Origin of the sequence: Bradyrhizobium sp. SZCCHNR1093 (genome assembly GCF_032381175.1) — a bacterium.
Lineage (GTDB): Bacteria > Pseudomonadota > Alphaproteobacteria > Rhizobiales > Xanthobacteraceae > Bradyrhizobium.
Genome location: NZ_JAUHJJ010000003.1, coordinates 471,997 through 495,002, shown reverse-complemented (window position 1 = coordinate 495,002; position 23,006 = coordinate 471,997). Strand labels below are relative to the sequence as shown.

The 23,006-nt window shown below is 65.1% G+C and carries 28 protein-coding genes and 1 tRNA gene; 13 read left to right on the top strand and 16 right to left on the bottom strand.

The window, feature by feature from the left end; translation table 11 throughout:
- Positions 1–169: 169 nt before the first annotated feature.
- The gene (locus tag QX070_RS13320; RefSeq protein ID WP_315737494.1) at positions 170–1,150 is read right to left on the bottom strand and encodes a hypothetical protein; all 981 of its coding nucleotides are present in this window, start codon (positions 1,148–1,150) and stop codon (positions 170–172) included.
- A gap of 402 nt (positions 1,151–1,552) precedes the next feature.
- Between QX070_RS13320 and QX070_RS13315 the strand changes: the two genes are divergently transcribed.
- From QX070_RS13315 to QX070_RS13305, 3 genes are all read left to right on the top strand, one after another.
- Positions 1,553–1,975, top strand: a complete 423-nt coding sequence (locus QX070_RS13315; RefSeq protein ID WP_315737493.1) for a hypothetical protein — start codon at positions 1,553–1,555, stop codon at positions 1,973–1,975.
- A gap of 253 nt (positions 1,976–2,228) precedes the next feature.
- On the top strand, positions 2,229–2,744 hold the full coding sequence (locus QX070_RS13310) for a hypothetical protein (protein WP_315737492.1): 516 nt from the start codon (positions 2,229–2,231) through the stop codon (positions 2,742–2,744).
- A 397-nt stretch (positions 2,745–3,141) separates the two neighbouring features.
- Positions 3,142–3,954, top strand: coding sequence for a dienelactone hydrolase family protein (locus tag QX070_RS13305; protein ID WP_409998846.1), 813 nt, complete (start codon positions 3,142–3,144; stop codon positions 3,952–3,954).
- Between the two features lie 94 nt (positions 3,955–4,048).
- Here the strand turns inward: QX070_RS13305 and QX070_RS13300 are convergent, their stop codons facing one another.
- The 3 genes from QX070_RS13300 to QX070_RS13290 form a co-directional block, all read right to left on the bottom strand.
- Positions 4,049–4,201 carry a hypothetical protein gene (locus QX070_RS13300; RefSeq protein ID WP_315737739.1) on the bottom strand — a complete coding sequence of 51 codons (153 nt, stop codon included), beginning with the start codon at positions 4,199–4,201 and terminating at the stop codon, positions 4,049–4,051.
- Positions 4,202–4,330: 129 nt separating this feature from the next.
- Positions 4,331–4,642 (bottom strand): hypothetical protein, encoded by a 312-nt coding sequence (locus tag QX070_RS13295; RefSeq protein ID WP_315737490.1) that lies wholly within the window; start codon positions 4,640–4,642, stop codon positions 4,331–4,333.
- A 158-nt stretch (positions 4,643–4,800) separates the two neighbouring features.
- On the bottom strand, positions 4,801–5,271 hold the full coding sequence (locus QX070_RS13290; protein ID WP_315737489.1) for a hypothetical protein: 471 nt from the start codon (positions 5,269–5,271) through the stop codon (positions 4,801–4,803).
- A gap of 99 nt (positions 5,272–5,370) precedes the next feature.
- Here QX070_RS13290 and QX070_RS13285 point away from each other — a divergent pair, with 99 nt between their 5' ends.
- Positions 5,371–5,652, top strand: coding sequence for a hypothetical protein (locus tag QX070_RS13285; RefSeq protein WP_316162965.1), 282 nt, complete (start codon positions 5,371–5,373; stop codon positions 5,650–5,652).
- Complete coding sequence (locus QX070_RS13280) at positions 5,649–5,816, top strand: hypothetical protein (RefSeq protein ID WP_315737488.1); 168 nt, start codon at positions 5,649–5,651, stop codon at positions 5,814–5,816. The genes QX070_RS13285 and QX070_RS13280 overlap by 4 nt, the downstream gene beginning before the upstream one ends.
- 39 nt (positions 5,817–5,855) lie before the next feature.
- Here the strand turns inward: QX070_RS13280 and QX070_RS13275 are convergent, their stop codons facing one another.
- Both QX070_RS13275 and QX070_RS13270 read right to left on the bottom strand, forming a co-directional pair.
- A complete protein-coding gene (locus QX070_RS13275; protein ID WP_315737487.1) occupies positions 5,856–6,386 on the bottom strand; it encodes a gamma carbonic anhydrase family protein in 531 nt (176 codons plus the stop codon).
- A gap of 83 nt (positions 6,387–6,469) precedes the next feature.
- Positions 6,470–6,799, bottom strand: a complete 330-nt coding sequence (locus QX070_RS13270; protein WP_172115419.1) for a DUF6949 family protein — start codon at positions 6,797–6,799, stop codon at positions 6,470–6,472.
- 195 nt (positions 6,800–6,994) lie between these two features.
- Between QX070_RS13270 and QX070_RS13265 the strand changes: the two genes are divergently transcribed.
- Complete coding sequence (locus QX070_RS13265) at positions 6,995–7,693, top strand: hypothetical protein (RefSeq protein ID WP_315737486.1); 699 nt, start codon at positions 6,995–6,997, stop codon at positions 7,691–7,693.
- A 109-nt stretch (positions 7,694–7,802) separates the two neighbouring features.
- Here QX070_RS13265 and QX070_RS13260 read toward each other — a convergent pair whose 3' ends face one another.
- Complete coding sequence (locus QX070_RS13260) at positions 7,803–8,015, bottom strand: DUF3126 family protein (protein ID WP_006611186.1); 213 nt, start codon at positions 8,013–8,015, stop codon at positions 7,803–7,805.
- 280 nt (positions 8,016–8,295) lie between these two features.
- Complete coding sequence (gene cysE, locus QX070_RS13255) at positions 8,296–9,126, bottom strand: serine O-acetyltransferase (RefSeq protein WP_315737485.1); 831 nt, start codon at positions 9,124–9,126, stop codon at positions 8,296–8,298.
- A gap of 170 nt (positions 9,127–9,296) precedes the next feature.
- Here cysE and QX070_RS13250 point away from each other — a divergent pair, with 170 nt between their 5' ends.
- Both QX070_RS13250 and QX070_RS13245 read left to right on the top strand, forming a co-directional pair.
- Entirely contained in the window at positions 9,297–9,479 is a 183-nt protein-coding gene (locus QX070_RS13250) for a hypothetical protein (protein WP_315737484.1), read from the top strand.
- 225 nt (positions 9,480–9,704) lie between these two features.
- Positions 9,705–10,901: a hypothetical protein gene (locus QX070_RS13245; RefSeq protein WP_315737483.1), complete on the top strand. Its 1,197-nt coding sequence runs from the start codon at positions 9,705–9,707 to the stop codon at positions 10,899–10,901.
- Between the two features lie 120 nt (positions 10,902–11,021).
- On the opposite strand, the gene QX070_RS13240 is transcribed toward QX070_RS13245, so the two are convergent.
- Together QX070_RS13240 and QX070_RS13235 are read right to left on the bottom strand one after the other, a co-directional pair.
- Entirely contained in the window at positions 11,022–11,771 is a 750-nt protein-coding gene (locus QX070_RS13240; protein WP_315737482.1) for an alpha/beta hydrolase, read from the bottom strand.
- A gap of 46 nt (positions 11,772–11,817) precedes the next feature.
- The gene (locus QX070_RS13235) at positions 11,818–12,969 is read right to left on the bottom strand and encodes a hypothetical protein (protein WP_409998839.1); all 1,152 of its coding nucleotides are present in this window, start codon (positions 12,967–12,969) and stop codon (positions 11,818–11,820) included.
- 292 nt (positions 12,970–13,261) lie between these two features.
- On the opposite strand from QX070_RS13235, the gene QX070_RS13230 reads away from it, so the two are divergent.
- Positions 13,262–13,504, top strand: coding sequence for a zinc-finger domain-containing protein (locus QX070_RS13230; RefSeq protein WP_006611181.1), 243 nt, complete (start codon positions 13,262–13,264; stop codon positions 13,502–13,504).
- Between the two features lie 10 nt (positions 13,505–13,514).
- Positions 13,515–14,714, top strand: coding sequence for an FAD-dependent monooxygenase (locus tag QX070_RS13225; protein WP_315737481.1), 1,200 nt, complete (start codon positions 13,515–13,517; stop codon positions 14,712–14,714).
- Positions 14,715–14,733: 19 nt separating this feature from the next.
- On the opposite strand, the gene QX070_RS13220 is transcribed toward QX070_RS13225, so the two are convergent.
- Entirely contained in the window at positions 14,734–15,195 is a 462-nt protein-coding gene (locus QX070_RS13220) for a hypothetical protein (protein WP_315737480.1), read from the bottom strand.
- Between the two features lie 388 nt (positions 15,196–15,583).
- On the opposite strand from QX070_RS13220, the gene QX070_RS13215 reads away from it, so the two are divergent.
- Positions 15,584–15,670 (top strand) — tRNA-Leu (locus QX070_RS13215).
- Positions 15,671–15,706: 36 nt separating this feature from the next.
- On the opposite strand, the gene QX070_RS13210 is transcribed toward QX070_RS13215, so the two are convergent.
- Both QX070_RS13210 and QX070_RS13205 read right to left on the bottom strand, forming a co-directional pair.
- The gene (locus QX070_RS13210; RefSeq protein ID WP_315737479.1) at positions 15,707–16,432 is read right to left on the bottom strand and encodes a Crp/Fnr family transcriptional regulator; all 726 of its coding nucleotides are present in this window, start codon (positions 16,430–16,432) and stop codon (positions 15,707–15,709) included.
- A 264-nt stretch (positions 16,433–16,696) separates the two neighbouring features.
- Positions 16,697–17,008, bottom strand: a complete 312-nt coding sequence (locus QX070_RS13205) for a glutathione S-transferase family protein (protein ID WP_315737723.1) — start codon at positions 17,006–17,008, stop codon at positions 16,697–16,699.
- A gap of 284 nt (positions 17,009–17,292) precedes the next feature.
- Between QX070_RS13205 and QX070_RS13200 the strand changes: the two genes are divergently transcribed.
- On the top strand, positions 17,293–18,708 hold the full coding sequence (locus QX070_RS13200) for a hypothetical protein (RefSeq protein WP_315737478.1): 1,416 nt from the start codon (positions 17,293–17,295) through the stop codon (positions 18,706–18,708).
- A 982-nt stretch (positions 18,709–19,690) separates the two neighbouring features.
- Here the strand turns inward: QX070_RS13200 and QX070_RS13195 are convergent.
- From QX070_RS13195 to QX070_RS13185, 3 genes are read right to left on the bottom strand one after another with little or no spacing between them, the layout of a single operon-like run.
- The gene (locus QX070_RS13195) at positions 19,691–20,350 is read right to left on the bottom strand and encodes a glutathione S-transferase family protein (protein WP_315737477.1); all 660 of its coding nucleotides are present in this window, start codon (positions 20,348–20,350) and stop codon (positions 19,691–19,693) included.
- Between the two features lie 30 nt (positions 20,351–20,380).
- Entirely contained in the window at positions 20,381–20,866 is a 486-nt protein-coding gene (locus tag QX070_RS13190) for an SRPBCC family protein (RefSeq protein ID WP_315737476.1), read from the bottom strand.
- Positions 20,859–21,188 (bottom strand): metalloregulator ArsR/SmtB family transcription factor, encoded by a 330-nt coding sequence (locus QX070_RS13185; protein WP_315737475.1) that lies wholly within the window; start codon positions 21,186–21,188, stop codon positions 20,859–20,861. The genes QX070_RS13190 and QX070_RS13185 overlap by 8 nt, the downstream gene beginning before the upstream one ends.
- Positions 21,189–21,404: 216 nt before the next feature.
- On the opposite strand from QX070_RS13185, the gene QX070_RS13180 reads away from it, so the two are divergent.
- Positions 21,405–22,808 (top strand): methyl-accepting chemotaxis protein, encoded by a 1,404-nt coding sequence (locus QX070_RS13180; protein WP_315737474.1) that lies wholly within the window; start codon positions 21,405–21,407, stop codon positions 22,806–22,808.
- The last annotated feature ends 198 nt before the right edge of the window (positions 22,809–23,006 follow it).

The following is a 23,006-nucleotide window of genomic DNA, read 5'->3' as shown; positions in this document are numbered from 1 at the left end:
CGCAGCCGCGCCTTCAATCGACCAGGCCGTGGCAAAGGCTGCGGCCAGGATCTCTCGCGCGTCGGGCACGATCGACTGTCACCGTGAATCTCTCCACGACGCCGTGCTGAGAGCAGATGCAAGCGTCCGCCGTTAGAGGCCAGCGGCGATCTCGACCGTCCTAGCTCCATCACCCGCCAGGAAGCACGGAGGCTTGAGCCGGCAATGGACCATTGTTCAAGCACGTCTGCGGCAGTCGGTCGAACGCGCGAACAAACTCCGACGAGAACCGCTTCGAGCTGTCAAATGACAGATGAGCCTCGTCGACGAAGGTGAGATCGTCGCCGGTATCAGCATCGATATACATCGCCCCGATCGTCTCGGCGAGTTGCTTGGTCGGATCCGGCTTTGGCCAGATTTCGGTCGTCGGCATCGGGACCAGGACGACACAGTCGGCAGGCATGCCAATTCGCTTCAAGAAGTTGTTTGCCTCGATCGCCGAGAGCGGCACATTGACCTGAAAGTCCCGCAACTGGCTCCGACGAACTCGCGGACGCTGGCGATCCGCCATCAGCACATCCCGCCAACGAAAATAGCCATCCACTGAGGATCTGAAGGCCGTCGGCGCAATTTCGCAGTCGACAAACCGTAAATTGCATAGGGCTGGCTGGGCCCACATCTCCCCCTTCTTGACCAGAGCCCGCCCGAGCTCCCATCCATCATGCAGCGCGGCCAGGGCGGGCTCGCTTACCCGATCGTTGAAATAGGGATCGACGCCAATCACCAGCACACGCGGACGCAGATGGTGCTTCACCGCAAGCGCAGAGAAGAACGTCTGCTGGTCCTCATAGCCGAATCCGAGATTAAACTGCCGTAGACCGCGTGCGGCAAAATACGACCGCACTTCGGCCGTGCTGAAAGCAAACATCGTGCGGCTCGACCCAGTAAAGACCACATCGGCTGCCTTCAGGTTGGCAAGCGCCCTGCGCTCGATCCCGAACCAAAACGCAGCATGCTCGAAGTCTCCAAATCGGCGCGCACTACAGTAGCTGATGAACTGATCAGGCTCCGGCGCCGGCTTGCATCCCGCGATCGAGATCCCCCTGCCGCTATATGCGATCGGAGCCGCCAGGCAGCCCGATACAACGATCATGGCAATATAGATCAACAACCGAAGTTTGTGCCCATCACGCACGCACGCGCCCCCTGCCGGCCGGAACAACGGTTAGCAAATACCACATGGTTGGCCGTCACGCGCAAAAAAATCGACTTAAGATTGAATTCAGAGTCTGACGCAATCAATAGCGGTATTTTTATACTTATCTAAGCCGAGTTTCCGACAAGCCGTGGTGAGCTGCCGGAACAAAAAAAGCCCCGCGGCGCGGGGTCGCGGACTTCGTAGTTCGGCGTCGTGCCGTGGGTCGCGGACGGTGGGAGGCACGTCATCGCCTCGCGTAAGGCCGTCTCGATGCGCAACTTTTTTTGGCCTTGCTTTGACGATATGTCGCAGGCGGGGCGCGGCAATGGCCGGCCAACCTTGTTTTCCCTTGACCGTCGGGTTTAGGTTGTCGGCATGATGATGATCCTGCGAAGCGCGACCCTGCTGGCCGCGGCCCTGACGCTGGCGAACTGCTGCATGTCCGGCACCGGCTGCTCGGGACCGCTGGCCTCGGCCGGCGCACCTGCAGCCACGCCGGCGATGGCCGCTGCGCCCGCCGTGATTGCCGCGCAGCCGACGAGCGCTGCGGCCGACTGGGACGGCCGTGTCGCCACCTCCGACGCCGACACCGAGATTGCGACGGAGCCGGACATCGGCACGCCGCGCAAAGGCGCCAAGCGCCGTGGCGACTCGCGGGTCGACGTGATGTCCGCGCAGTCGAGCTCCGGCTATCGGGGCCGGATGAGCTGGGAGGAGGAACAGGCGGCCGACCTCGCCGACGAGGCCCGCCTCAAGCAGAAGCTCACGATCTGCCGGAACTGCAGCGCAACGCAGTAAGCATCTGTCCCGCCGCATTTTTCGGCTGGTCGCGACCGCCGCACGGAACCGGCATGGTGCATGGCGCGGCGGCGCGCTTTCGGACTTGCAGGCCTCGCTTTTGTCGGATTTCCTAATCAAACCTTGACGACTTGGTTCGTCCGTCAGACGCTCGATTTGTGGGCTGGGCGAACAGCGTTCTCTGCTCGAGTTTTCGCCTCTCCCAGTTTTCGGGAGGAGCATCCGAAGCTTTTTCAATTTGGGTGGTTTCGTGATGAATCCGGTGACGCGCGACACCAGACGCTACCCCGAGAAGCTCAGCCCGAGCCCCGTCAAGGGCGCCCAGCCGATCGCGCTCGCAGCCGCGACGCTCGTGGTGCTCGTCGCGGGCATCGGCGGCATCATGTTGTGGCGTGCCCATGGGGGCGCGCCGGAAGCCGAGCGCGGCGCGGTGACGCGGCAATTGCAGGCGCGCACTGTGCAGGCGTCCGAGCAATTGGTGGAGAAGACCAAGGGCCTGGAAGCCACCCAGCAGGAATCGATCGACCAGCTGCAGATGATGCAGGAGCAGATGCAGAGCATGCGCCGCCTGCTCGCCGCCCAGCAGGCCGACACCAAGCGGCTCTCGGACCAGGTCTCGACCTTGAAGGACTCCATCGACGGCCTGCGCCAGTCCTTCGCCAGCACCCAGAGCTCGGAGCAGGCCGCGCCGGCCCCGCGCAACCGCAGCATCCGCGCCCGCGCCCATGCCAGCCGCAGCGGCCATCGGCATCGCCGCAACCGGTCCTGATATGGCCGGTCCTGACACCTGCTCGTAGAATTTCCCGCCGAATTTTCCCGGGCCCCTGTGAAGTGCTTCACAGATTGAAACCTGGAGTCACGCCATCCTGCCTTCACCGGATGGCGAGCCAATTTCAGGATGGCACAGGGCCAATTTCAATATCCGGGGCTGGCAAGGTCGTTGGCGCCATACTGCGCCGACGGCCTTGTTCTTTGTGGGATCGCGTTCGACCGCCCGGAACGGACCCGACTGCCGCGGCTCTCCGGCTGGTGACTTGCTTTTCCCAGCCAATTCTCGGCTCAATGCGCCCGCAAGACGCAGAGGAGCCCCCATGTCCGCCGATCCAGCACTGACCTCCGATGTCATCGGGCTGACCACGGTCGCCCCCTTCTCACGCCGCGGCTTCATGACCGCGTCCGCTGCCGTGACGGCCGGCTACACGCTGGCTGCCGGCCCGGTGCGGGCCGAGGTCATCACCACCGACAGCAATGGCCTGAATGCCGGAGATGCGAAGATCAAGGTCGGCGACCGCGACATGCCGGCCTATTTCGCCCGCCCCGCCAGCGCCAGCAACCCGCCCGTCGTGCTGGTCGCGATGGAGATCTTCGGCCTGCATCAGTACATCAAGGACGTGACCCGCCGTCTCGCCAAGCTCGGCGCGTTGGCCGTGGCGCCGGACTACTACTTCCGCAGCGGGACCGACCTCACCAAGATCACCGAGATCAAGGACCTGCTGCCGATCGTGAATGCCAAGCCCGACGCGGAGCTGATGTCGGACCTCGACGCGACCGTGGCCTGGGCCAAGTCGCAGGGCGGCGACACCTCGCGCCTCGGCATCGTCGGCTTCTGCCGCGGCGGCCGCAACGTGTGGGAATATGCGGCGCATAGTTCGGTGCTGAAGGCGGGCGTCGCGTTCTACGGCCCGCTGATCGATCCGCCCAATCCGGCCTGGCCGAAGAGCCCGACGCAGCTTGCACCCGAGATGAAGGCGCCCGTCCTCGGCCTCTACGGCGAGGCCGACACCGGTATTCCCGTCGCCAGCGTCGAGGCCATGAAGGCCGCGCTCGCCGACAACAAGAAGACCGCGGAGTTCAAGATCTATCCCGGCGCGCCGCACGGCTTCCACGCCGATTATCGCCCCAGCTATCGCAAGGACGCCGCCGAGGACGGCTGGGTGCAGATGCAGGCGTGGTTCAAGAAATATGGCGTGCTGAGCTGACGGCCGCCGCCCGGGCGAGCGAACCGGGGAAGACTGCCCCCGCAAGACGTCCCGCATGTCGCTTGCGCTCATGCGGGCTCGGGGCTGTCGGCGGTTAGCGCAGGCGATGATCGTCGCGACGGATCTTCGCCAGCTGCCTGCCGCCCTGCTCGAGCTCCCAGGCCATCCAGACCAGCGCTGCGCCCAGGCCGACGACGACGCCCATGAAGACCAACGTGAGTTCAGGGGATGTGAGTGTGTTCATCATGCCTGGATCCCATGCAAGCGTTGCGCCAGCTACTTCTCCGTTGTGCGCCGCCGATCGGAGCGCCAACAAAAGGTGACGAGATGTCGTTAAGGCGAAGTGACCGGATCGGCCGGTCACCTCGCCCAAGCTTCATTCACACACCTCGACGTTCCGATAGCGCCAGCCGTGCGCCGTGCGCACGCGCTTGCGGGCGACGTAGCAGCCGCCGAGATCTTCGTAGGTGTACGGGTAGTAGTAAGGATAGCCTCCGTAACCGTAGTAGCCGGGATAGCCGAAGCCGAACCCGATTCCGAAGCCTGGACCAAAGCCATGATGATAACCGAATCCGTGATGGAAACCGCCGCCATGAAAGCCGCCCGGCCCGCGCGCCGATGCCATGCCGGGCACCATCGCCGCCGCGATCACGGCACCCACCAGCAATCCCATCAATCTCTTGCGCATCGATCCGTCTCCAAATTCAACCGGCATGACAATGTCATTGCACTCGGTACTCTCAGCCGGATGTCTCTAAGCCGAATTTGGAACGGCGCGGGGGCAACCCCGCTCACATCTGCGCGATCTCGATGTCGTTGCGTGACGTCCGGAGCCGCGGGCAATATTCAGCAACCGCGGCAGATGCTCTTGACCTTCCGGTCGACCGTCTTGTTCTCCTGCTGAATCTGCTCATCGGTCGCATCACCGGCGCGGTTCGGTCCCGTTGCCGCGGTGCCTCCCGCCGCTCCACGACCCGTGCCGGTCGTGACGCCGGAATTGCTCGACCCCGACCCGCTCGCGCCGGAACCGGACGACTGCGCCGTGCCGAGGCTGTTAGTCCCGTTGGTGCCTGCCGCCCCCGGTTGCGACAGCCGCGAGGGATTGTTGCCGCTTCCGGCTCCGTTCTGCGCGTTGCCGAGACCGGCGGCGTCCCCTGATCCTGCGGCGATACCGGTCGTGCCGGTGCCGGCGGCCCCCGCACCCGGCGCGCCGCCGCCAGCGCCTCCTCCACCGCCCGGACCGCCTTGCGCGAACACCGCTGTGGGCGTGCTGAGGCCTGCAATCACGATCAAAGTGCCCAACGAAAATCTGGCCATGTGACCGTCTCCCTTTACGCTTCAACCCGACCGGGCGGACCGCGTTCCGGAACGAATGTTGATCGGAGAGGATTGATGGGGCGAGGAGACCGAGGAGCCGTGCGCAAGCTGATCGCCTTCGACGAGGACACGTTCGGCAAGCTCAAGCAGCTGGGCCGCGATCAGATGCTGAGTCTGCAGGATCTCGCCGACGAGGCGTTCATGGACCTGTTGGAAAAGCACGGCGTACCGGCGGATCTGAAGGACGCGCTGCGCAAGAGCGCTGCGGAGGATGGCGATGGCACAGGCAAGCCTGCGCGCAAACGGAAAAGCGAGACCGACGACAAGTCCAGAAACCAGTCGAAGCGCAAACCGAAGCAGAGAAGCAGGGCATCAGCATGAGCACCGACCCCGATCCTTTCGAGCAGGGCGAGCGCGCCGCGCGCGAGAACATTCCGGCCGAGGCCAATCCCTATCACGACGGCAGCGAGCAGCATGCGCTGTGGGCGAGCGGCCACGAGCGTGTCGCCAGCGCAGCCGAAGCTGGCGAGTCCGAAGGGACGTGAGGGATCTCCGATAGCCCGACAGTTCGATCGGCGGCGAGGTCAGCCGATCTTCTTCAGGCCCTTGGTATAGCGCGGTCCCTTGGCGACATAGGCCTTGGCCGCGATACCCATGCGCTCGACCTGCGCCGGCTCCAGCGTGCGCACGACACGCGCGGGCGCGCCGATGATCAGCGAGTATTCCGGAAAATCCTTGCCCTCGGTGATGATGGCGCCGGCGCCGACGACGCTGCCGCGGCGGATGTGCGCGCCATTCATGATGATCGAGCCCATGCCGATCAGGGCGTCGTCCTCGACCGTGCAGCCGTGCAGGATGACATTGTGGCCGACCGTGACGTTGCGGCCGACGCGCAGCGGAAAGCCGGGATCGACGTGGCAGGTGGCGTTGTCCTGGATGTTGGAGCCTTCGCCGATCTCGATCGAGTCATTGTCGCCGCGGATCACCGCGCCGAACCAGACGGTGACCTCCTTGGCGAGCTTCACCCGGCCGATCACGGTGGCATTGTCGGCGATGTAGTAGTTGCCGTCCGCCGGCAGCTCGGGCGCCTGCCCGTCGAGTTCGTAGATGGCCATCGAGGTCTCCCGTTCGCAGGTGACCTTGGCACAGCCGCCAGAGCGATTTCAAGCAACCGCGGCGGCGGCGCCCGGCACGGGAACTAGGTCAGCACGCCCGCGGCGCGCAGCGTCATCACCACGAAGGTGCCGGACATCATGCTCCAGAAGCCGGCGATGACGGTCGCCAGCATCACGAACTCGAAGCGGCGGCGCTCGATGCGCGCGCCGCGTAGCGTGTTGCGCATGATGATGAAGGGCGCGGCGAACACCAGGAACGGCACCGCGGCGAAGCGCCGGGGCGTGACGCCCTCCTGCAGCAGCTCGAAGCCCGGCGGACGTTCGGCATAGGCCTGATAGCCGCTCGCCAGGGCACCGGCCAAGGCGAAACCGATGAGGAGCGAGAACAGGGAATTGAACGCCTCTGCCGACATCGTACGCACTCACACACTTGCAGAACAGCCCGATGCTGGTTTGGCAAAAAGTGCTCGCGCCCGCCACATTATCCTTAAGGAACGGTTAACGGCGGCCGCAGCCGGTGCGCGGCTCCCTGCAGGTAAGTTTCTGCAGAATGCCGCATCGCCGTGGCATAGTCGCCGCTGATTCGGCCTTGAGATCCCCTGCCCGCCATGACGATGTTTTCGGTCCGCAGTGCCCGCCCTTCGAACGGACATGGCCATGCCGTGCCGATCATCCTGGGCTGCGTGCTGGCGGCGGCGGCGATCGCCCTCGTTGCCTACCTGCTCTGGCCGACCTGGCGCGCCAGCACCTTCAAGGGGCCCGAGCGCCTGCCGGTCAGCATCGGCAGCACCGTGTTCAACGTGCCGGCGGCCGCCATCCGGGTGAAGGTCCAGCGCCACACCGGCCCGCAGGAGCGCGTCGATCTCGGCTTCGAATATCCCTCGCTCACGCCGCCCGAGGCGCCGCATCACGTCAGCGCCGACCAGATCGATCAGGCGCCGCACCCGATCGATCGCATCTTCGTCTCGATATCGGCGCATCACGACGCGATGTCGCCCGAGACGCGACTGAAGACAATCTATCCGCGCTACCTCAATCCAGTTGCCGTGTCGGTGCAGGACGGGCTGAGCATGCGAAGCTTCCGCGCGGGCACACCGTACGACGTGGAGGATCTGTTCACGGCCGAGCAGCCTTTGCTGGTCGCCCGCTGCACGCGTGACGCCGCCACGCCCGGCATGTGCCTCAGCGAACGCCGCGTCGAGGGCGCGGATCTGATCTTCCGGTTTCCGCGCAGCTGGCTGTCACAGTGGCAGGACGTCGCCGCCGCGATGGAGCGGCTGACGGCGCAGATGCATGCGACGAAGTAGTCAGTAGTCAGTCGTAGCCCGGATGAGCGCAGCGATATCCGGGGTCTTTCGCCCAGCGCGTGTGAACCCGCATGTCGCTTGCGCTCATGCGGGCTACGCGCTCTAGGACTTACTCCACCAGATCGTCTTCCAGGATCGCCATCTGGAACTGGAACGAGCGATCGTCGTCCTCGTCGTCGACGAACAGCACGCCGATGAACTCCTCGCCGATATAGACTTCGGCGGAGTCCTCCTTCTTCGGCCGCGGCACTACACGGATCTTGGGATTGCCAAACACGCGCTTCAGATACGCGTCGAGCTTCCTGACTTCCTGAACGTCCACGGTGATCTCCAATCGACAGCGAGGTTTGCGGATGATGAGGACGTTGCAGCGCGAACGTCCGTGTCCTTGTGATTTCGACATTGTGATTTCGACATTCCGGCCCACCGATCGAGGCAAGACGAGCTGGCGATGTCGAACGACCTGAAAGGGACGCCGTGGATCTCACATTCACTCCGCCAAGACAAACGGCGGATCGTCAAATCCACAGACGCCGATGTGTTGGCACGAATTTCCCTGGATGAGAAGGTCTTGACTTCGCTGTCGCCGACGCGCTCGCGGCTCAGATCCCGATCGCGTTGATCATCTGATCCATGGTGCGCGACGGCTCCGCACAACCGGCCTCGCCGACGATCTTCGCCGGCACGCCTGCGACGGTGACGTTGTTCGGTACCGGCTTCACGACGACGGAGCCGGCAGCGATGCGCGCGCAATGACCGACTTCGATGTTGCCGAGAACCTTGGCGCCGGCGCCGATCAGCACGCCGTGACGAATCTTGGGATGCCGATCCTCATTCTCCTTGCCGGTGCCGCCGAGCGTCACGCCATGCAAAATCGAGACGTTGTCCTCGATGATGGCCGTCTCGCCGCAGACGAAGCCTGTGGCGTGATCGAGGAAGATGCCGCGGCCGATGCGCGCCGCCGGATTGATGTCGGTCTGGAACACGGCCGAGGAGCGGCTCTGCAGATAGAACGCGAAATCCTTGCGACTCTTGCGATACAACCAATGCGCCAGCCGGTGCGTCTGCAGCGCGTGAAAGCCCTTGAAGTAGAGCAACGGATCGATGAAGCGCGAGGTGGCGGGATCGCGATCGTAGACGGCGACGAGATCGGCGCGAAACGCATGGCCGAGGTCCGGCTCGTCGCGCAGCGCATCGTCGAAGGTCTGGCGGATCAGGTCGCCCGACAGCGCGGAATGATCGAGACGATCGGCAACCCGGTGCACGACCGAATCCTCGAGCCGGCCATGGTGCAGAACGGTTGAATAGATGAAGGTCGCGAGTTCAGGCTCGCGGCGCACGATCTCTTCTGCCTCGTGGCGGATCCGATCCCAGATCGGATCAAGCGTCGCCAGCTTGCTGCCCTGCTGCGGATTGGTCTGGTGCATAGCCATGGCTGCTTCTCGCAGTTTCAGTGGGCGGGCCTTATAGCACGGCGCTGGGAACGATGTCCTCCGCGGGCTGCGCGAGGCCGGCGATCCATCCCAGCCAGCCCGCCTCCCAGAGAACACGGGATTGAGACATTTCCGTTACGCCCCGCCGGTGACGTCCCGGTTGCGCCGCCATGCCGTTCGGCACCGTGTCGGCTCAAGGTGGGCAGCCGGAACCCGAAATCAAGACGATCGTGGCGGAAGAAGCGGCGGACACCGTGGCTGCGGCAAAAGGAACCACCCGGGCACAGAAGGCCGACCATTCCCCCGTTCAATCCCGGGATCGGCTTTACCATCCATCGCTCTGCGTCTACTAGTGAATATCGCCCTGACCATATTGCGGCCATGGTGCTCCTGATCGGGGGGACACGGGTATCAGTAACACTCAGATCCTGGACGAACGCACGACCGAGGCCGGATCGGCCTGGCTCCCCGTCATCGTCATCCCGCTCTTCCTGGTCGCGCCGGCGCTGTGGAACGGCTACCCGCTGCTGCAGTGGGACACCGGGGGCTACCTCGCGCGCTGGTACGAAGGCTATCTGGTGCCGAGCCGCTCGACCGTGTTCGGGCTCTATCTGCATTGGGGCGAGGGCTCGAGCTTCTGGCTCAATCTTGGTCTGCAGGCGCTGGCAACGCTCTGGATCCTGCAGCTCACCTTGCGCGTGTTGGGACTGGCCCAGCCGCTGCGCCTGCTCTGGATTTGCCTGCTGTTGGTCCTGACCACCGCCCTGCCCTGGCTCGCCAGCATGCTGCTGACCGACATCTTCGCCGGCCTGTCGGTGCTGGCGTTGTACATCATGGTCACGCAGGCACGCCGGACCTCCGTGCTGGAGAAATGCGCGCTGTTCGGCTTCGTGGCCTTCGCCTCCGCCACCCACAGCGCCACGCTCGGCGTCCTGTTCGGCCTGTGCTGCGTCGGCTGGATCGCCTATCCCCGGCTGCGCCGGCAGATCGCGCTCTCGGGCCTCGTCCAGGCCAGCATGACCATCGTCGCGGGGGCGGCGATGCTGCTCGCGGCCAACTTTGCCCTGTCCGGCCAGCTGGCGTGGACGCCGGGCGGCACCGGCGTCGCCTTCGGCCGCATGCTCCAGGACGGTATCGTGGCGCAATATCTGAAGGATCATTGCGCCCGCGAGAAGCTGAAGCTCTGCCCCTATCGCAACGAGCTGCCGCCCACCGCCGACGACTTCCTGTGGGGCAACAGCATGTTCAACAAGCTCGGCCGCTTCGAGGGCATGAACGACGAGATGGGCTTCATCGTGAAGCAGTCGCTCGCGGCCTACCCGCTGTGGCAGGCCAAGGCCGCCGCGGTCGCCACGGCCGAGCAGTTGATACATGTGGCGACCGGTGAAGGCACCAGCGGCTGGGTGCCGCACACCTATGGCATCATCGAGCGCTACATCCCCTCGCAGGTCCGGGAGATGCGTGCGGCGCACCAGCAGCATTGGGAGATCAATTTCGCCGTCGTGAACTGGCTGCACGTGCCGGTCGCGCTGGGCTCGATGCTCGCGGCAGCAGCGATTGCCGCTCACGCGATCTGGCGGCGGCGGCGCGACGACGTCGCCCTGCTCGCCAGCACCGTGACGCTCGCGCTGCTCGGCAACGCCGTGATCTGCGGCGTGATCTCCGGCCCGCACGACCGCTATGGCGCGCGGCTGGTGTGGATCGCCACCTTCACGGCGCTGATCGCAGCCGCGCGCTGGTTCGGCGGCGAGCGTGCGGACGTGCCGACGGCATGAGGGCCCCGCAGCCCGCATGAGCGACAGCCGAAGCCGCGAGGCTTCGGCGAAAGCGACATGCGGGTTCACACGCGCTGCTCCTGAGAACCCGGGGGCGCTCCGCTCGCCCGGGCTTCGCGTTCAGCGCCGCGCCAGGAAATCCACCACGCCGGCCTTGTAGACCTTGTCGCCGACCGCACGCATGTGATCGCGGTTGGGAATGTCGAGCACCTCTGCGCCCGGGATGAGCGCACCGAGCGCGGGCCCCGAGCCCGACACTTCGTCCGTCGTGCCGACCGCGACCAGCACCGGCACCGCGATGCGGCCCGCCTCCTCCCGCGAGATCAGGCCGCGCGAGCCGCGCATGCAGGCGGCCAGCGCCAGGCGGTCCGAGCGGGTCTGGTCGGCGAAGGCGCGGAAGGTGCGGCCGACGGGATCGGTCACGTCGTCGATCGACGGCGCCTCGAGTGCCGAGGCGACGTTCTCGCCGGGGCCGCCGCCCTCGATCATCGCCATGCCGATGCCGCCGAAGATCGCCGAGCGCAGGCGTTGTGGCGTGCTCAAGGCAATATGCGCGGCGATGCGGCCGCCGAGCGAGTAGCCCATGACGTCGGCGCTGGCGAGGCCGAGATGATCCATCAGCGCCGTGACGTCGCTCGCCATCTCCGCGATCGAATACAGCGCGGGATCATACAGCTTGGCCGAATCGCCATGGCCGCGATTGTCGAGCGCGATCACGCGGCGGCCGTCCTTGCGCAATTCGGAGATCCAGGACGGATAGACCCAGTTGACGGTCTTGGTCGAGGCGAAGCCGTGGACGAGCACGATCGGATCGCCCTCCCCCTCGTCGATGAAGGCAATTTCAACAGCGCCGTTGTGAAAGCTCGGCATCGGTCGCGGATCCCGGAATGTGCAAGGATTGATCTTGAGCCGCAGTCTAGCCGCAGGGCGCGGCCGCGACCAGTTCGGGACGGACCGCAGCGGCCTGCATCTGGCGCAGGCGGCGCCGCTTGCTCCGGTCGAGCCAGGCCTGGGTGGCCCGCTCGGCCATCGCCTTGAGCGAGGCGACGAAGCTGAGCAGCGTCATCAACGCGCCGAACAGCCACAGCGCGAGATTGAATGCGCCCGCGGTCAGCAGCAGCGCGCCGCGACCGAGCAGCTTCAGGATCGCGCGGGTCTGCCCGCCCTTGGCCTCGGCCAGGCGGGCCGCACGGGCAATGTCCTTCGGCCCTTCGGCAAGCTTGAGCGAATCGAGCGCGCCACGTGTGCCGGCCGTTTCGGTGATGCGGCCGACATCCTTGGCGAGCCGCACCAGCGCGCCGGCCTTCTCGGCGCGGAACGCAGCCCGGATCGCGGTCGCGGTCTGGCCCGGCCGCAGCACCGAGCCCGAGGCCACCGCCTGCTGCAACAGCGGCGCATCGACCACCTCGCGCGCCGAGCGCCCGGCCCAGGCGGCGAGCCCCTCGCCGAGCCGGCCGACTTTCCGCGCATCCTTGACTAGCGTCAGCCCGGCCCGCACCGGCGCGGCAGTCCCGACCGAGGCATAGGTCGCGGCCGTGACGGCAAGGCCCGCAGTCGCGAGACCCAGCACCAGCCGGTCGGTCTCCTCGCCCATCACCAGATGCTTGCCCTCGCGCACCGCGTCGCGGATGTCGCCGAACACGAAGAGGTCGCCCGCCACGGTGCCGGACAGGCTCGCGACGTCATCGGCCTGGCCGGTGACGAGCCCGCTGGCGAAGCGCTTGGCGACACTCCCCGGCGCCTTCTCGGCGGCCACGGCATCGCTCACCCGCTGGATCAGCGCCTCGTCGAGCGCAACGCGATGATCCTGTGCGAGCGCGACGAAACTCTCGGCCAGATCGGGATCGCCAGCCGCGAGCGCATCCTCGATGTTGCGAGCAATCCGCGCCGGATCGTTCTGCAGAACGGACGCGATCTGAAGCTCCGACAGCCTCGCCGGATCATCCTGCGCCACGATGATGGCTCCGGCCCCATAGGCGTGCGGCCATATCGCAGCGCCGACCGCGGCGCTGACGGCAAGCCCGGCCAGCGCCAGACTGATTCCCAGCTTGATTCGCTTCGAGATCACGCCGCCTTCACGTTTTCGCGGGGACGATGCCGAAAGACATAGGATGTCCCGTGCCTGACACAACGGCCCCGACGAAAGAAGGGCTTCTCGGCGGGCCTGAGTTTGTGTCGAATCCACAGGCCACAACATAACGGCGTGCGTTGCACCAAACGCGGGTTCCCAACACTAGGAATTGGCCTTAAGGCTCAGTATGGTCGCGCCGTTTTCGACGCGTGCGGCCCTGCGACCTCAGTCCCGTCCTGCTCCGTCGTGCTGACCGCATACGCTCCCGTTGCCACGCGAGGTGATACCGATGGCCGATAACATCGTCCCGCATTTCCACAATGATGCCGGTGTCCCCGTCATCGAGATCGGCTCGCATGAGTTCATGTGCGTGGGCGCCAATCCGCCGTTCGATCATCCGCACGTGTTCCTCGATCTCGGCAACGACAAGGAAATCATCTGCCCGTACTGCTCGACGCTGTACCGCTATGCGCCGGACCTCGCCGCGGGCGAAGCGCGGCCGCCGGAATGCGTGCTGAAGGACGTTGCCTGATCGGCGTGTCGTGGCATCGCGTACCGTCTATGTGGCTGGAGCCGGGATTGGCGGCCTGACGGCTGCGCTCGCGCTCGCCACCAAGGGCTTCCGCGTCGTCGTGCTGGAGAAGGCTGAACGGCTCGAGGAAGTCGGCGCCGGCCTGCAGCTGTCGCCCAATGCCAGCCGCATCCTGCTCGATCTCGGCCTGGGGCCGCGGCTGACCGCGCGCGCCGTGGTGCCCGACGCCGTCAGCATCATGAGCGCGCGGGCCGGCGGCGAGATCGCTCGCCTGCCGCTCGGCGAGGCCGCGAGCCAGGCGGCTGGCGCGCCTTATTGGGTCATCCACCGCGCCGACCTGCAGGCGGCGCTGGCCGCGGAGGTGATGGCGCATCCGGACGTCGAGCTGCGGCTCGGCTGCCAGTTCGAGGACGTCGCCGCCCACGCCAAGGGCCTGACCGTCGTGCATCGCCGCGGCAATGAGCGCCGCCAGGACGTGGCGCTGGCGCTGATCGGCGCCGACGGCGTGTGGTCGGCGGTCCGGCACCATCTGTTTCCGCAAGTCCGCGCCGCGTTTTCCGGCCTGATCGCCTGGCGCGGCACGCTCGACGCCCGGCAATTGCCACGCGAATTGACCGCAGCACGGGTGCAGCTGTGGATGGGTCCCGAGGCCCATCTCGTCGCCTATCCAATTTCTGCCGGCCGGCAGGTCAACGTGGTCGCGGTGGTGCCGGGGACCTGGAACCGGCCGGGCTGGAGCACGGAGGGTGATCCGAGCGAGCTGAAGGCGGCGTTCGCCCCACCGCGCTGGCCTGCGACGGCGCGCCTGCTGCTCAACGCGGTCGACGGCTGGCGCAAATGGGCGCTGTTCGGCGTCCCCGAAGGCATCGAATGGACCGACGGCAGCGTCGCGCTGCTGGGCGATGCCGCGCATGCCATGCTGCCCTTTGCGGCGCAAGGCGCGGGAATGGCGATCGAGGATGCGGTGGTGCTCGCCAAGAGCCTGAGCGAGGCACGCCCGGACGGTCCCGGCGCGATCCCGGCTGCGCTCAAACGCTACGCCAAGCTGCGCCGTCCGCGCGTCGGCCAGGTGCAGCGCACCGCGCGCAATCAGGGCCGCCTCTATCACATGACCGGGCCGCTGGCGCTGGCCCGCGACCTCAGCATCAAGGCGCTCGGCCCGCAGCGCCTGTCGGCGCGGCAGAGCTGGATCTACGACTGGCGGCTATAGATTGCCGCTGCGGCTGCGGTCAGTAGACCGAGCCGTCGCGCGGCAAGATCGATGGTGCGCCGGAATTGCTCGAGGCCATCGGCCGCGCATTGCGCGCCGGCTTGACCGGCTTGCCACCCTTCGCGGCCACCGGCGCCGGCGGCGTTTCCACGCATTTGTTGCGGCGCCAGGCCTCTTCGGCGAATTGCGACTGGCCCCTGATGGCGACATAATCGTTGCGATACGCGACCTCGGCGACGATGGCGCCGCCGGCTCCGGTCTCCGCCTTGGCCATCAGGCCCTGCAGCTCGGCCGCGCGCGCCGCGAGCGCCTTGCGCTCGGCTTCGAGCTGCTTGCAGTCGTAGAGATCGTATTTGGCGGGATCCGCGAAGGCCGTCGACACGCTGTCGCTCATGCCTGCGCAGCCTGAGAGCAGCCCACCCAACACGAACAGTCCCGCGGCCAGCGCGAGGCGACGGGAACGAAGGCGATCGGTGGTCATGCAGCCTCGATCATGCGGCGGCCTCGAGACGTCGACGCAATTGTGGGCCGATCGGCCGCGAACGGCGGCAGTGTTCGCCTCTGCGATGGTCTTCGGATTCGTCACGCTCACCTCGCCCAGCGACCGGTCCGCAAGGCATGCGGATCCGAATCGTTTTCTCGTGATGGGTCCGTGCCTTACAACGGCCGCTTCGTCCATGTCTTGCACCACGTGATCCCAGACTTGGCAAAGCGCTTCAACGCGAAGGCATCTCAAAGCAGCTGGTGACGGCCGGATTGAGGCTTTACCAAGGCGCTCTCGCTGGCTTAAGCAGAGGATGAGCTTCAGAACCAAAGTGCAACCTCGTCCGGCCTCGCCGGATGGTGCGCCAGGTCTCTGAAATCAAAGCGCGGACGTGGCGGAATCGGTAGACGCAAGGGACTTAAAATCCCTCGATGGCAACGTCGTGTGGGTTCGAGTCCCACCGTCCGCACCAGCGCTATGCGCGCCTTCCTTGACCGCCCTGCCCGGCTCAGTTCAACGCCGCCAGCCGCTCGAGCTCGGCGAGATCGGTGACCTCCAGCGTGCCCTCCGAGATCGTCAGGATCTTGCGATCGCGAAACAGCGCCAGCACGCGGCTGACATGGACCGATGTCAGGCCGACGGCGTCGGCGATGTGCTGCTGCTTCAAGGGAAACGGATAGCGGTGATTCTGCATAACGCTGTGCGCCGCGACGCGCCGCATCAGGCTGAGCAGCAGATGTGCGATCCGACGCTCGGCCGGACGCTGGCCGAGAACGGTGATGAGCTCGTAGGAGGCCCGGCCGTTGTCGCCGAGCGAGCGGAACACCTCCATCATGACCAGCTCGTCGGCGCGACACTGCTTGCGGACCTCCTCGCCATCGAGCCGGCTGACCTGGACCTGGGTCAATGCCTTGGCCGAGAAGCTCATGCCTTTGGCGAAGATCGCCGCCGGCGAGAAGATGTCGCCCGGCAGCAGGAAGCGCAGGATCTGGCGGCCGCCATCCGACAACTGGATGTAACGGAATGCCCAGCCGGTGCAGAGCACGAGCACTTCGTCGCGCGCCTCGCTCTGGCATTTGATCTGCTGGCCCGCCCGGACGGTGAAGAACTGCTGATGGAGCCGCGGCAGCGCCGACTGCTCGCCGCAGGCATTGAACAGCGCGGCACAGAATCCGGAATTGAGGTGAGTGCAGGAGACGCAGCGGGCGGCTAGATCGGGGTCTGATCGCAGCATCAAGGGGGGTGCTTGTGTCCAATCTGTCCGCAGGGCCGGCTTCGTCGCGCGGCCGTCGGCACGCAGCGGCGGCCGCTCCGAGTGAGCGGATGCCGAAGCCTCCGGCATGCCTGACAGCTAAGATGGAACCGGTCCGCAGCGATATAACTTGGATTAATGACGTGGCTGAAAGTCGCGCATTCGTCCGCCCCGGCGGCCTTCACGGCGCGATCAGTCGTTTGGACGCGGATCTCACGCCCAAGCAATGATCGACGCGGCTGGCGCCTACGCCGCCTGCGCTCGTGCCATCAGCTCCGCCATGGTGGTGGACTTGAAGCTCGGCCGCCCCTCCAGCCGGTCGATCCAGGCGACGAGATTGGAATGGCCGGCGGTCAGCTCCGTCCATTCCGGCGTCAACGACGGGACGCTCGCCTGCGGCGCGGCCTGCAGATCCGCCAGTGACAGATGGTCGCCGACCATGAACGGCTGCTCGCCGAGCAGCCGCGACAACTCCGCGATGACGGCTCTCGCCTGCTGCATCGCGCGTGCGATCGCGGCTTCGTTGGTGGTCGTGCCGAAAAATTGCGGGCCGACGATGCGCTGGAAGATGATGACGTTGCAGACGCCCTGGAACAGGTACTAGTCGCTAGTCCATACGCGCGGCCGGATTGACTTCCTCGTCTACGCGCAGCAGGTTACAACCTTTGCGGGACGAATTGTACTAGCCAAATGCATCGAGTGGTTTTCCATTCGTTCGGGACGTGGGACCGGGGGGCCTCACCTTGCGCACAATTTTGCTTGCTACTGCCTCGGGATTGATTGTTTTTGCATGCGCCGCCAGTAGCTGCGTGCAGGTCCCGCGCCGGGATGGGATCGCTGCCGTGGACGTCAATGCTGTCGTCAAACGGATTAAGTGCGACCTTAACAGGGCTGTTCTGGATAAGGCGTACTCACTCTTCCCGGAAGAAAAGCTACCCGAACGGCGGCAGCCCTTCCTCTTTTTGCGCTCGTGGGCTGCCAAGATTCGACTGACGGTCGCCATTGACGATAGCTTCCAGATCAATCCGGGAGCCTCGTACACGCAGCCACTCCGCACCGTGAACAATGTCGCCCAAACCTTCACGATCGGCGCGGGAGGTGGTTTGACGACGCAAGCGATCAGGCAGGAGGACGTAGAGTTTCTTATGTCGTTCAGGGATCTCGATGCGGAGAACGACAGCGGACGTCTGAAGACCGGGCTCTACGACTTCTGTCGTCCCGATCCTGGATTGCTGCTCGAGAGCGATCTGGGTTTAGACCGCCTCATTGACGCGGCTCTCAAGCCGGTCGAGACCGGCGTTTTGAGACCGGGCAACAATTTTGGACCGGGCGCATCGCCGCCGCCTGCCATTCCCAAACTGGACCTCCCGACAATCGTTGCCGAACGGCGAAAGGTCGATCCGAAGGCCATACCTGAGGATTCCATACGAACCATTGCGGCCCAGTCCGAAAAGATGAGGCAATTTTCAACTCAGCTCATTCAGAAATTCAACATTCCTGAACTGGCGGATAAGACCACCAAGGAGCTGACGGAGGCACCGTCGCCGAAGAATGAAAGCGCGGAACGGATCAAACAGATTCTTGCGAACTCGGCCGAAGCCACCCGCATCGAGACGAAGACACAGGCCATCATAAACAATGTGGTGAAGCCTCGTTACAGTATTGCGCAGGGAGCGCTCGACGGATCGTGCCTAAAGCCGGTCGCTGAAGCGCAGTTTGAGGCCATTGCACAATCAGCCAACGTTTCGACGTTCGTTATCAATATCGACAAGGCGGCCGAACTCACTTCTGATCATCCGAGCGCAGCGCCTCCATCTAAAGCGGACGAGGAAAGATTGAAGGAAGCCGCGGAGCAATCCGCGGCTGATCTCAAGAAATTGATTGAGGCCCGCGACAAGGTCGTCGTCGCCACGAATACGATGAGAGACGCCATGCTCACCTGTTTGGTTGAGACGAAGAAGATACAGGAGGAAAAGAAGAGAGAAGGCCCGGCGGTCTTCGATCCGGTGTCAACCATAAGTGAAACAGTCAATTTCTATATAACGCTGACGGGAAGCGTCACACCGACCTGGAAATTGGTGCGGGTGACGGCACCCACCTCGGGAAATTTCCTCTCAGGCACGCGCAAGGATACAAATACTCTGATACTAAGTATGGGTCGACCGACACCTGGATCCAGCGCCGGACCTACGTCCGCCATCGACCAACAAATTCTCTATTCGATACTCGGACAGGCGATCCCAGCATCGAGGCCGTAGCGCCATTTCTCACGCGCCAGCTTACCATCGCGACGCAGAGTGTCGTTAATAGCCCTCGATGGCCAGCGTCGTAGCGATCGCGCCAATAGATGAACCGGGTGCGGGGTCGCCTTCACCTCACCGAAAACCCATTCTGGCGTGCTCCTATTGCGTCTCAAACCCATTGCACTCGACGTCACTCCTTTGGAATGACTTTGACCTCTTTCAGTAAACTTTGCAGTTTGCCTTGTCCGCCGAGCCAACAAATATCTGCAATGTCTTTTCGGGGTCCGCGTACGTTCGCAAGATCGAATCTCGCCATCGATACCGGCCGTGGCGCTCAGCTTGCTCTTCGTCAAATCTGGATATCCGACTGTCCTCGCTGCGTACTTGTCCAACTCTTCTTCACACTTTACGCGCGGATTGTAGAGAGCAAGCCGCACCAGTCCAATGCGCTTCTGCAGCGCATCGCCAAACGGCGAGACATATTGCGCATCCCATATCGGGAAGGATTCGGGATGCTCCATGAAGACCCCTTACGGAAACTCCGATTCGTCGCTGAGCTGTCGATCAAGGCCCTCCTTATTGGCGCCACGAAACCAAGGGGGAACGAACTCTTCAACAGGCTGCCCCCGGAACCTCTCCCCCGGCCACATCACCGCGCGAGCGCGGCGACAATCAAGGTGAGAACTCCGCGACGATGAGGATGAGAGAGCCGACCTGGCGAAAGAGAAAGAGCAGTCCTGCAGCCTCGTTCAGGAGGCCGATACGGCCCGGCTTTGTCCCGAACAGGACAGCGGACTCGGATCAGCGGCGCGATACAAGCTGACGCCCGCCTGATTCGACGTGAACGCAACGTCGCTCCATCAGTATCTGATCTGCAGTGATCTGATCTACGGCTCCGGCGTGGGGCAAGCCCTGCTCGCCGATGACGGCGCGACCGGCGGCTTGTTCCGCGGCGGCAGGCCCGCTCGGCTCGTCGCACCTAAACGACCTGCGGAGGCTACGCCGCCTGCGCTCGCGCCGTCAGCTCCGCCATGGTGGTGGATCTGAAGCTCGGCCGCGTCTCCAGCCGGTCGATCCAGGCGACGAGGTTGGGGTGGCCGGCGGTCAGCTCCGCCCATTCCGGCGTCAACGACAGAAAGCTCGCCTGCGGCGCGGCCTGCAGATCCGCCAGTGACAGATGGTCGCCGACCATGAACGGCTGCTCGCCGAGCAGCCGCGACAACTCGGCGATGACGGCTCTCGCCTGCGGCATCGCGCGTGCGATCGCGGCTTCGTCGGTGGTCGTGCCGAAGAATTGCGGGCCGACGATGCGCTGGAAGATGATGACGTTGCAGACGCCCTGGAACAGGTACCAGTCGCTGATGTTCATCACCTGGTCCATACGCGCGGCCTGCCTGACGTCCGCGGGCGTCAGGGCCGGCTCGGGCAGCATGCGGTCGAGATAGCGCAGGATCGCCTGGGTCTCGTACAACACGAAGCCGTCATGCTCGAGCACCGGCACGCGCCCGAAGGGATGACGCGCCAGATGCGCCGCTCCCTTGGAGTCCCCCGGCGCCAGCGCGGCGAGCCGATACGGCGCGCCCTTCTCCTCCAGCGCGATCAGCACGCTGCGCCCGAACGGGCTTCCCGGCACGGAATGGACCACGAACTCGGACATCACGGTCTCTCCACTCTTATGATGATTTGCTCAGGATGACGTCGGCGGCCGCTCGGCCTCGGCCACGAAACGCTGCAGCAGCCCCGGCCAGCCGCCTTCGACGTCCCGGCGCATCGATGCGCCGGCCTCGCCGCCCATGGTTTCGAACTTGTGGTGCAACAGCTCGACGCGGGTCACGTCCGCGCCTTCGACGACGAATTGCACATCGACCTCCGAGCGCATCGCCGCGTCCGGCTTCCACTGCGCATCGATCTGCCACAGCATGACGAAGCGATGCGGCGGCTCCCATAGCGTGATGGTCGCGACCGTGGTCGCCGTGCCGTCCTCAGCGATCTCGAGCCAGCGACCGCCGAGCTTCGGCTCCAGCAGCACCTTCTCGATCGGCTTGCGGCCGACCCCATGCGTATGCGGCCACCAGCGCGTCAGGCCGCGCGTGAAAACGTCGAACGCATGGTCGATCGGCGCCCGGACATGGACGAGCTTCCGAACCGGCGCGATCACGGCACCCTCACTCATCGATCCTCCCTTTCGTCTGCCGATGCGTGCGCTCCGCCTCGATCTTGAAGGCGAGCAGTGCGTCGTCCCAGAAGCTGTCGAGCCAGTCGCGGAGCTCGGCCAGCCCCTCACGGCGCAACGAGTAAATGCGCCGCACGCCTTCGCTGCGCTCCTCGACCAGCCCGGCATCCTTCAGCACCTTCAGATGCTGCGATACTGCCGGCCGCGACACCGGCATCCCGGCCGCAATCGCATGGACCGGGCGCGGCCCGCCGCGCAGCCGCTCGAGCACTTCCCGCCGCGTCGGGTCCGCCAACACGTTCAGCGCCGTTCCGTAAGCCATAGCTTACTGTAAGCCGCGACTTACATAATGGTCAAGGGCGGCAGGTCGGGGAACGCGAGAGCCTGATCCAGCAGATCTCGCCACCACCGGTTGCAGGAAGAAACCCGCCATTAACCACAACCGACGAGGGTGGAACCAACGGCCGCCGGCGTCCGGGCCGGTCACTGCGTGTGACCTCGCTCAGGCCAGCCGGGCTCGCCATCAATGAGAGGCACGATGCTGGGATTCCGCCGAAAGAACGAACCATCGGACGCCCCGCTTGCGTCCGACACCTCCGCACACGACGCCTTCCAGGACGCGCTGGCGCAGTGCCTCGGCGACTGGGCGGACGGCAAGCTCAATCGCGATATCGGAGGCGTCGATGCTGCCGCGCTGCGCGCCAAGCTCAAGCCGCAACTGATCGAGGCCATCCATCGTCTCGGCACCGCGCTCGCGGCCCGCGCGTCCCAGGATCTCGATTCGGTCGTCGACCTCTGCATCAACAGCAACGAAGCCTCGATCAGCGCGGCGCGCCTGATCGGCGCCTCCAACAATCAGTCCGAACGCTGCCAGAGTCTCGCTTCCGCATCGGTCGAGATGCAGGCCTCCGTACACTCCATCCGGTCGACGTCGACCGAAGCCGCCGCCGAGGCCGCCGCGACGCGCCGGGCCGTCGAGAACAGCGTGACCGCGGTACAACGGACGTTGCAGACGATGAACGGCATCGCCAGCTCCGTGCGCGACACCTCGGCGAAGATCGCCGATCTCAGCGCCGCCTCCGCCGAGATCGGATCCATCGTCGGCACCATCGACGCAATCGCCAATCAGACCAACCTGCTGGCACTCAATGCCACCATCGAGGCGGCGCGCGCCGGCGAATTCGGCAGGGGCTTCGCGGTGGTCGCAGCCGAGGTCAAGAACCTGTCGCAGCAGACCACCAAGGCGACCGAGGACATCAAGGGTCGCATCGAGCGGCTGCAGGCCGAGATGAGCGGCATCGTCGAGGCCATGGCCGGCGGCGCCAAGGCGGTCGAGGTCGGCATGTCCGAGATGAACGATCTGGCGCAGGCGATCGATCAGGCCGGCACCCGGACCGCGGTGGTCAGCACCAAGATGGACGAGATCTCCGGCATTCTCGCCGAGCAGTCCGCCGCAACCGACGAGGTCGCGCAGGGCATCACCATCATCGCCGATCTCGCGACCGCCAATGCCAACGAGGTGATGTCGCTCGCGGACACCATGGGCAAGACGGGCGCAAAGGTCGGCAAGATGCTGGGCGAGATCGCCAAGCTCTCGCTCGACAACCAGGTGGTGAGATTGGCCAAGGCCGATCACGTGATCTGGAAGAAGCGGCTGGTGGACATGTCGGTCGGCCGGCTGCAACTTCGCGCCGACGAGCTCTCCGATCATCACACGTGCCGGCTCGGCAAATGGTACTATGGCGAAGGCGGCCAGCGTCTGGCCGGCGATCCGGCATTTCGCAACCTCGAACGCCCTCACGAGGCGGTGCATCGCCACGGCAAGGAAGCCGCGCGCCTGTTCAGCTCAGGGCGCATCGATGAAGCCCTCAACGAGATCGGCAAGGTCGAGGTCGCTTCCAGCGAGGTGTTGGCGGCGCTGGACGAGATCAGGGCCTCATAGCTACGAGGCTGCTGCCGACGTCACGTCACTCCATCCGCGCGTCATCCGGGGCGTGCGCAGCACGGGCCCGGAATCCATAGCCACAGGACAGAGCGTGGTGCGAGATGGCCGTGGCGCTTGTCTTCGCCACATGACGGCGCGTGGATATGGATTCCGGGCTCATCGCTGCGCGATGCCCCGGAATGACGGCGAGAGAGC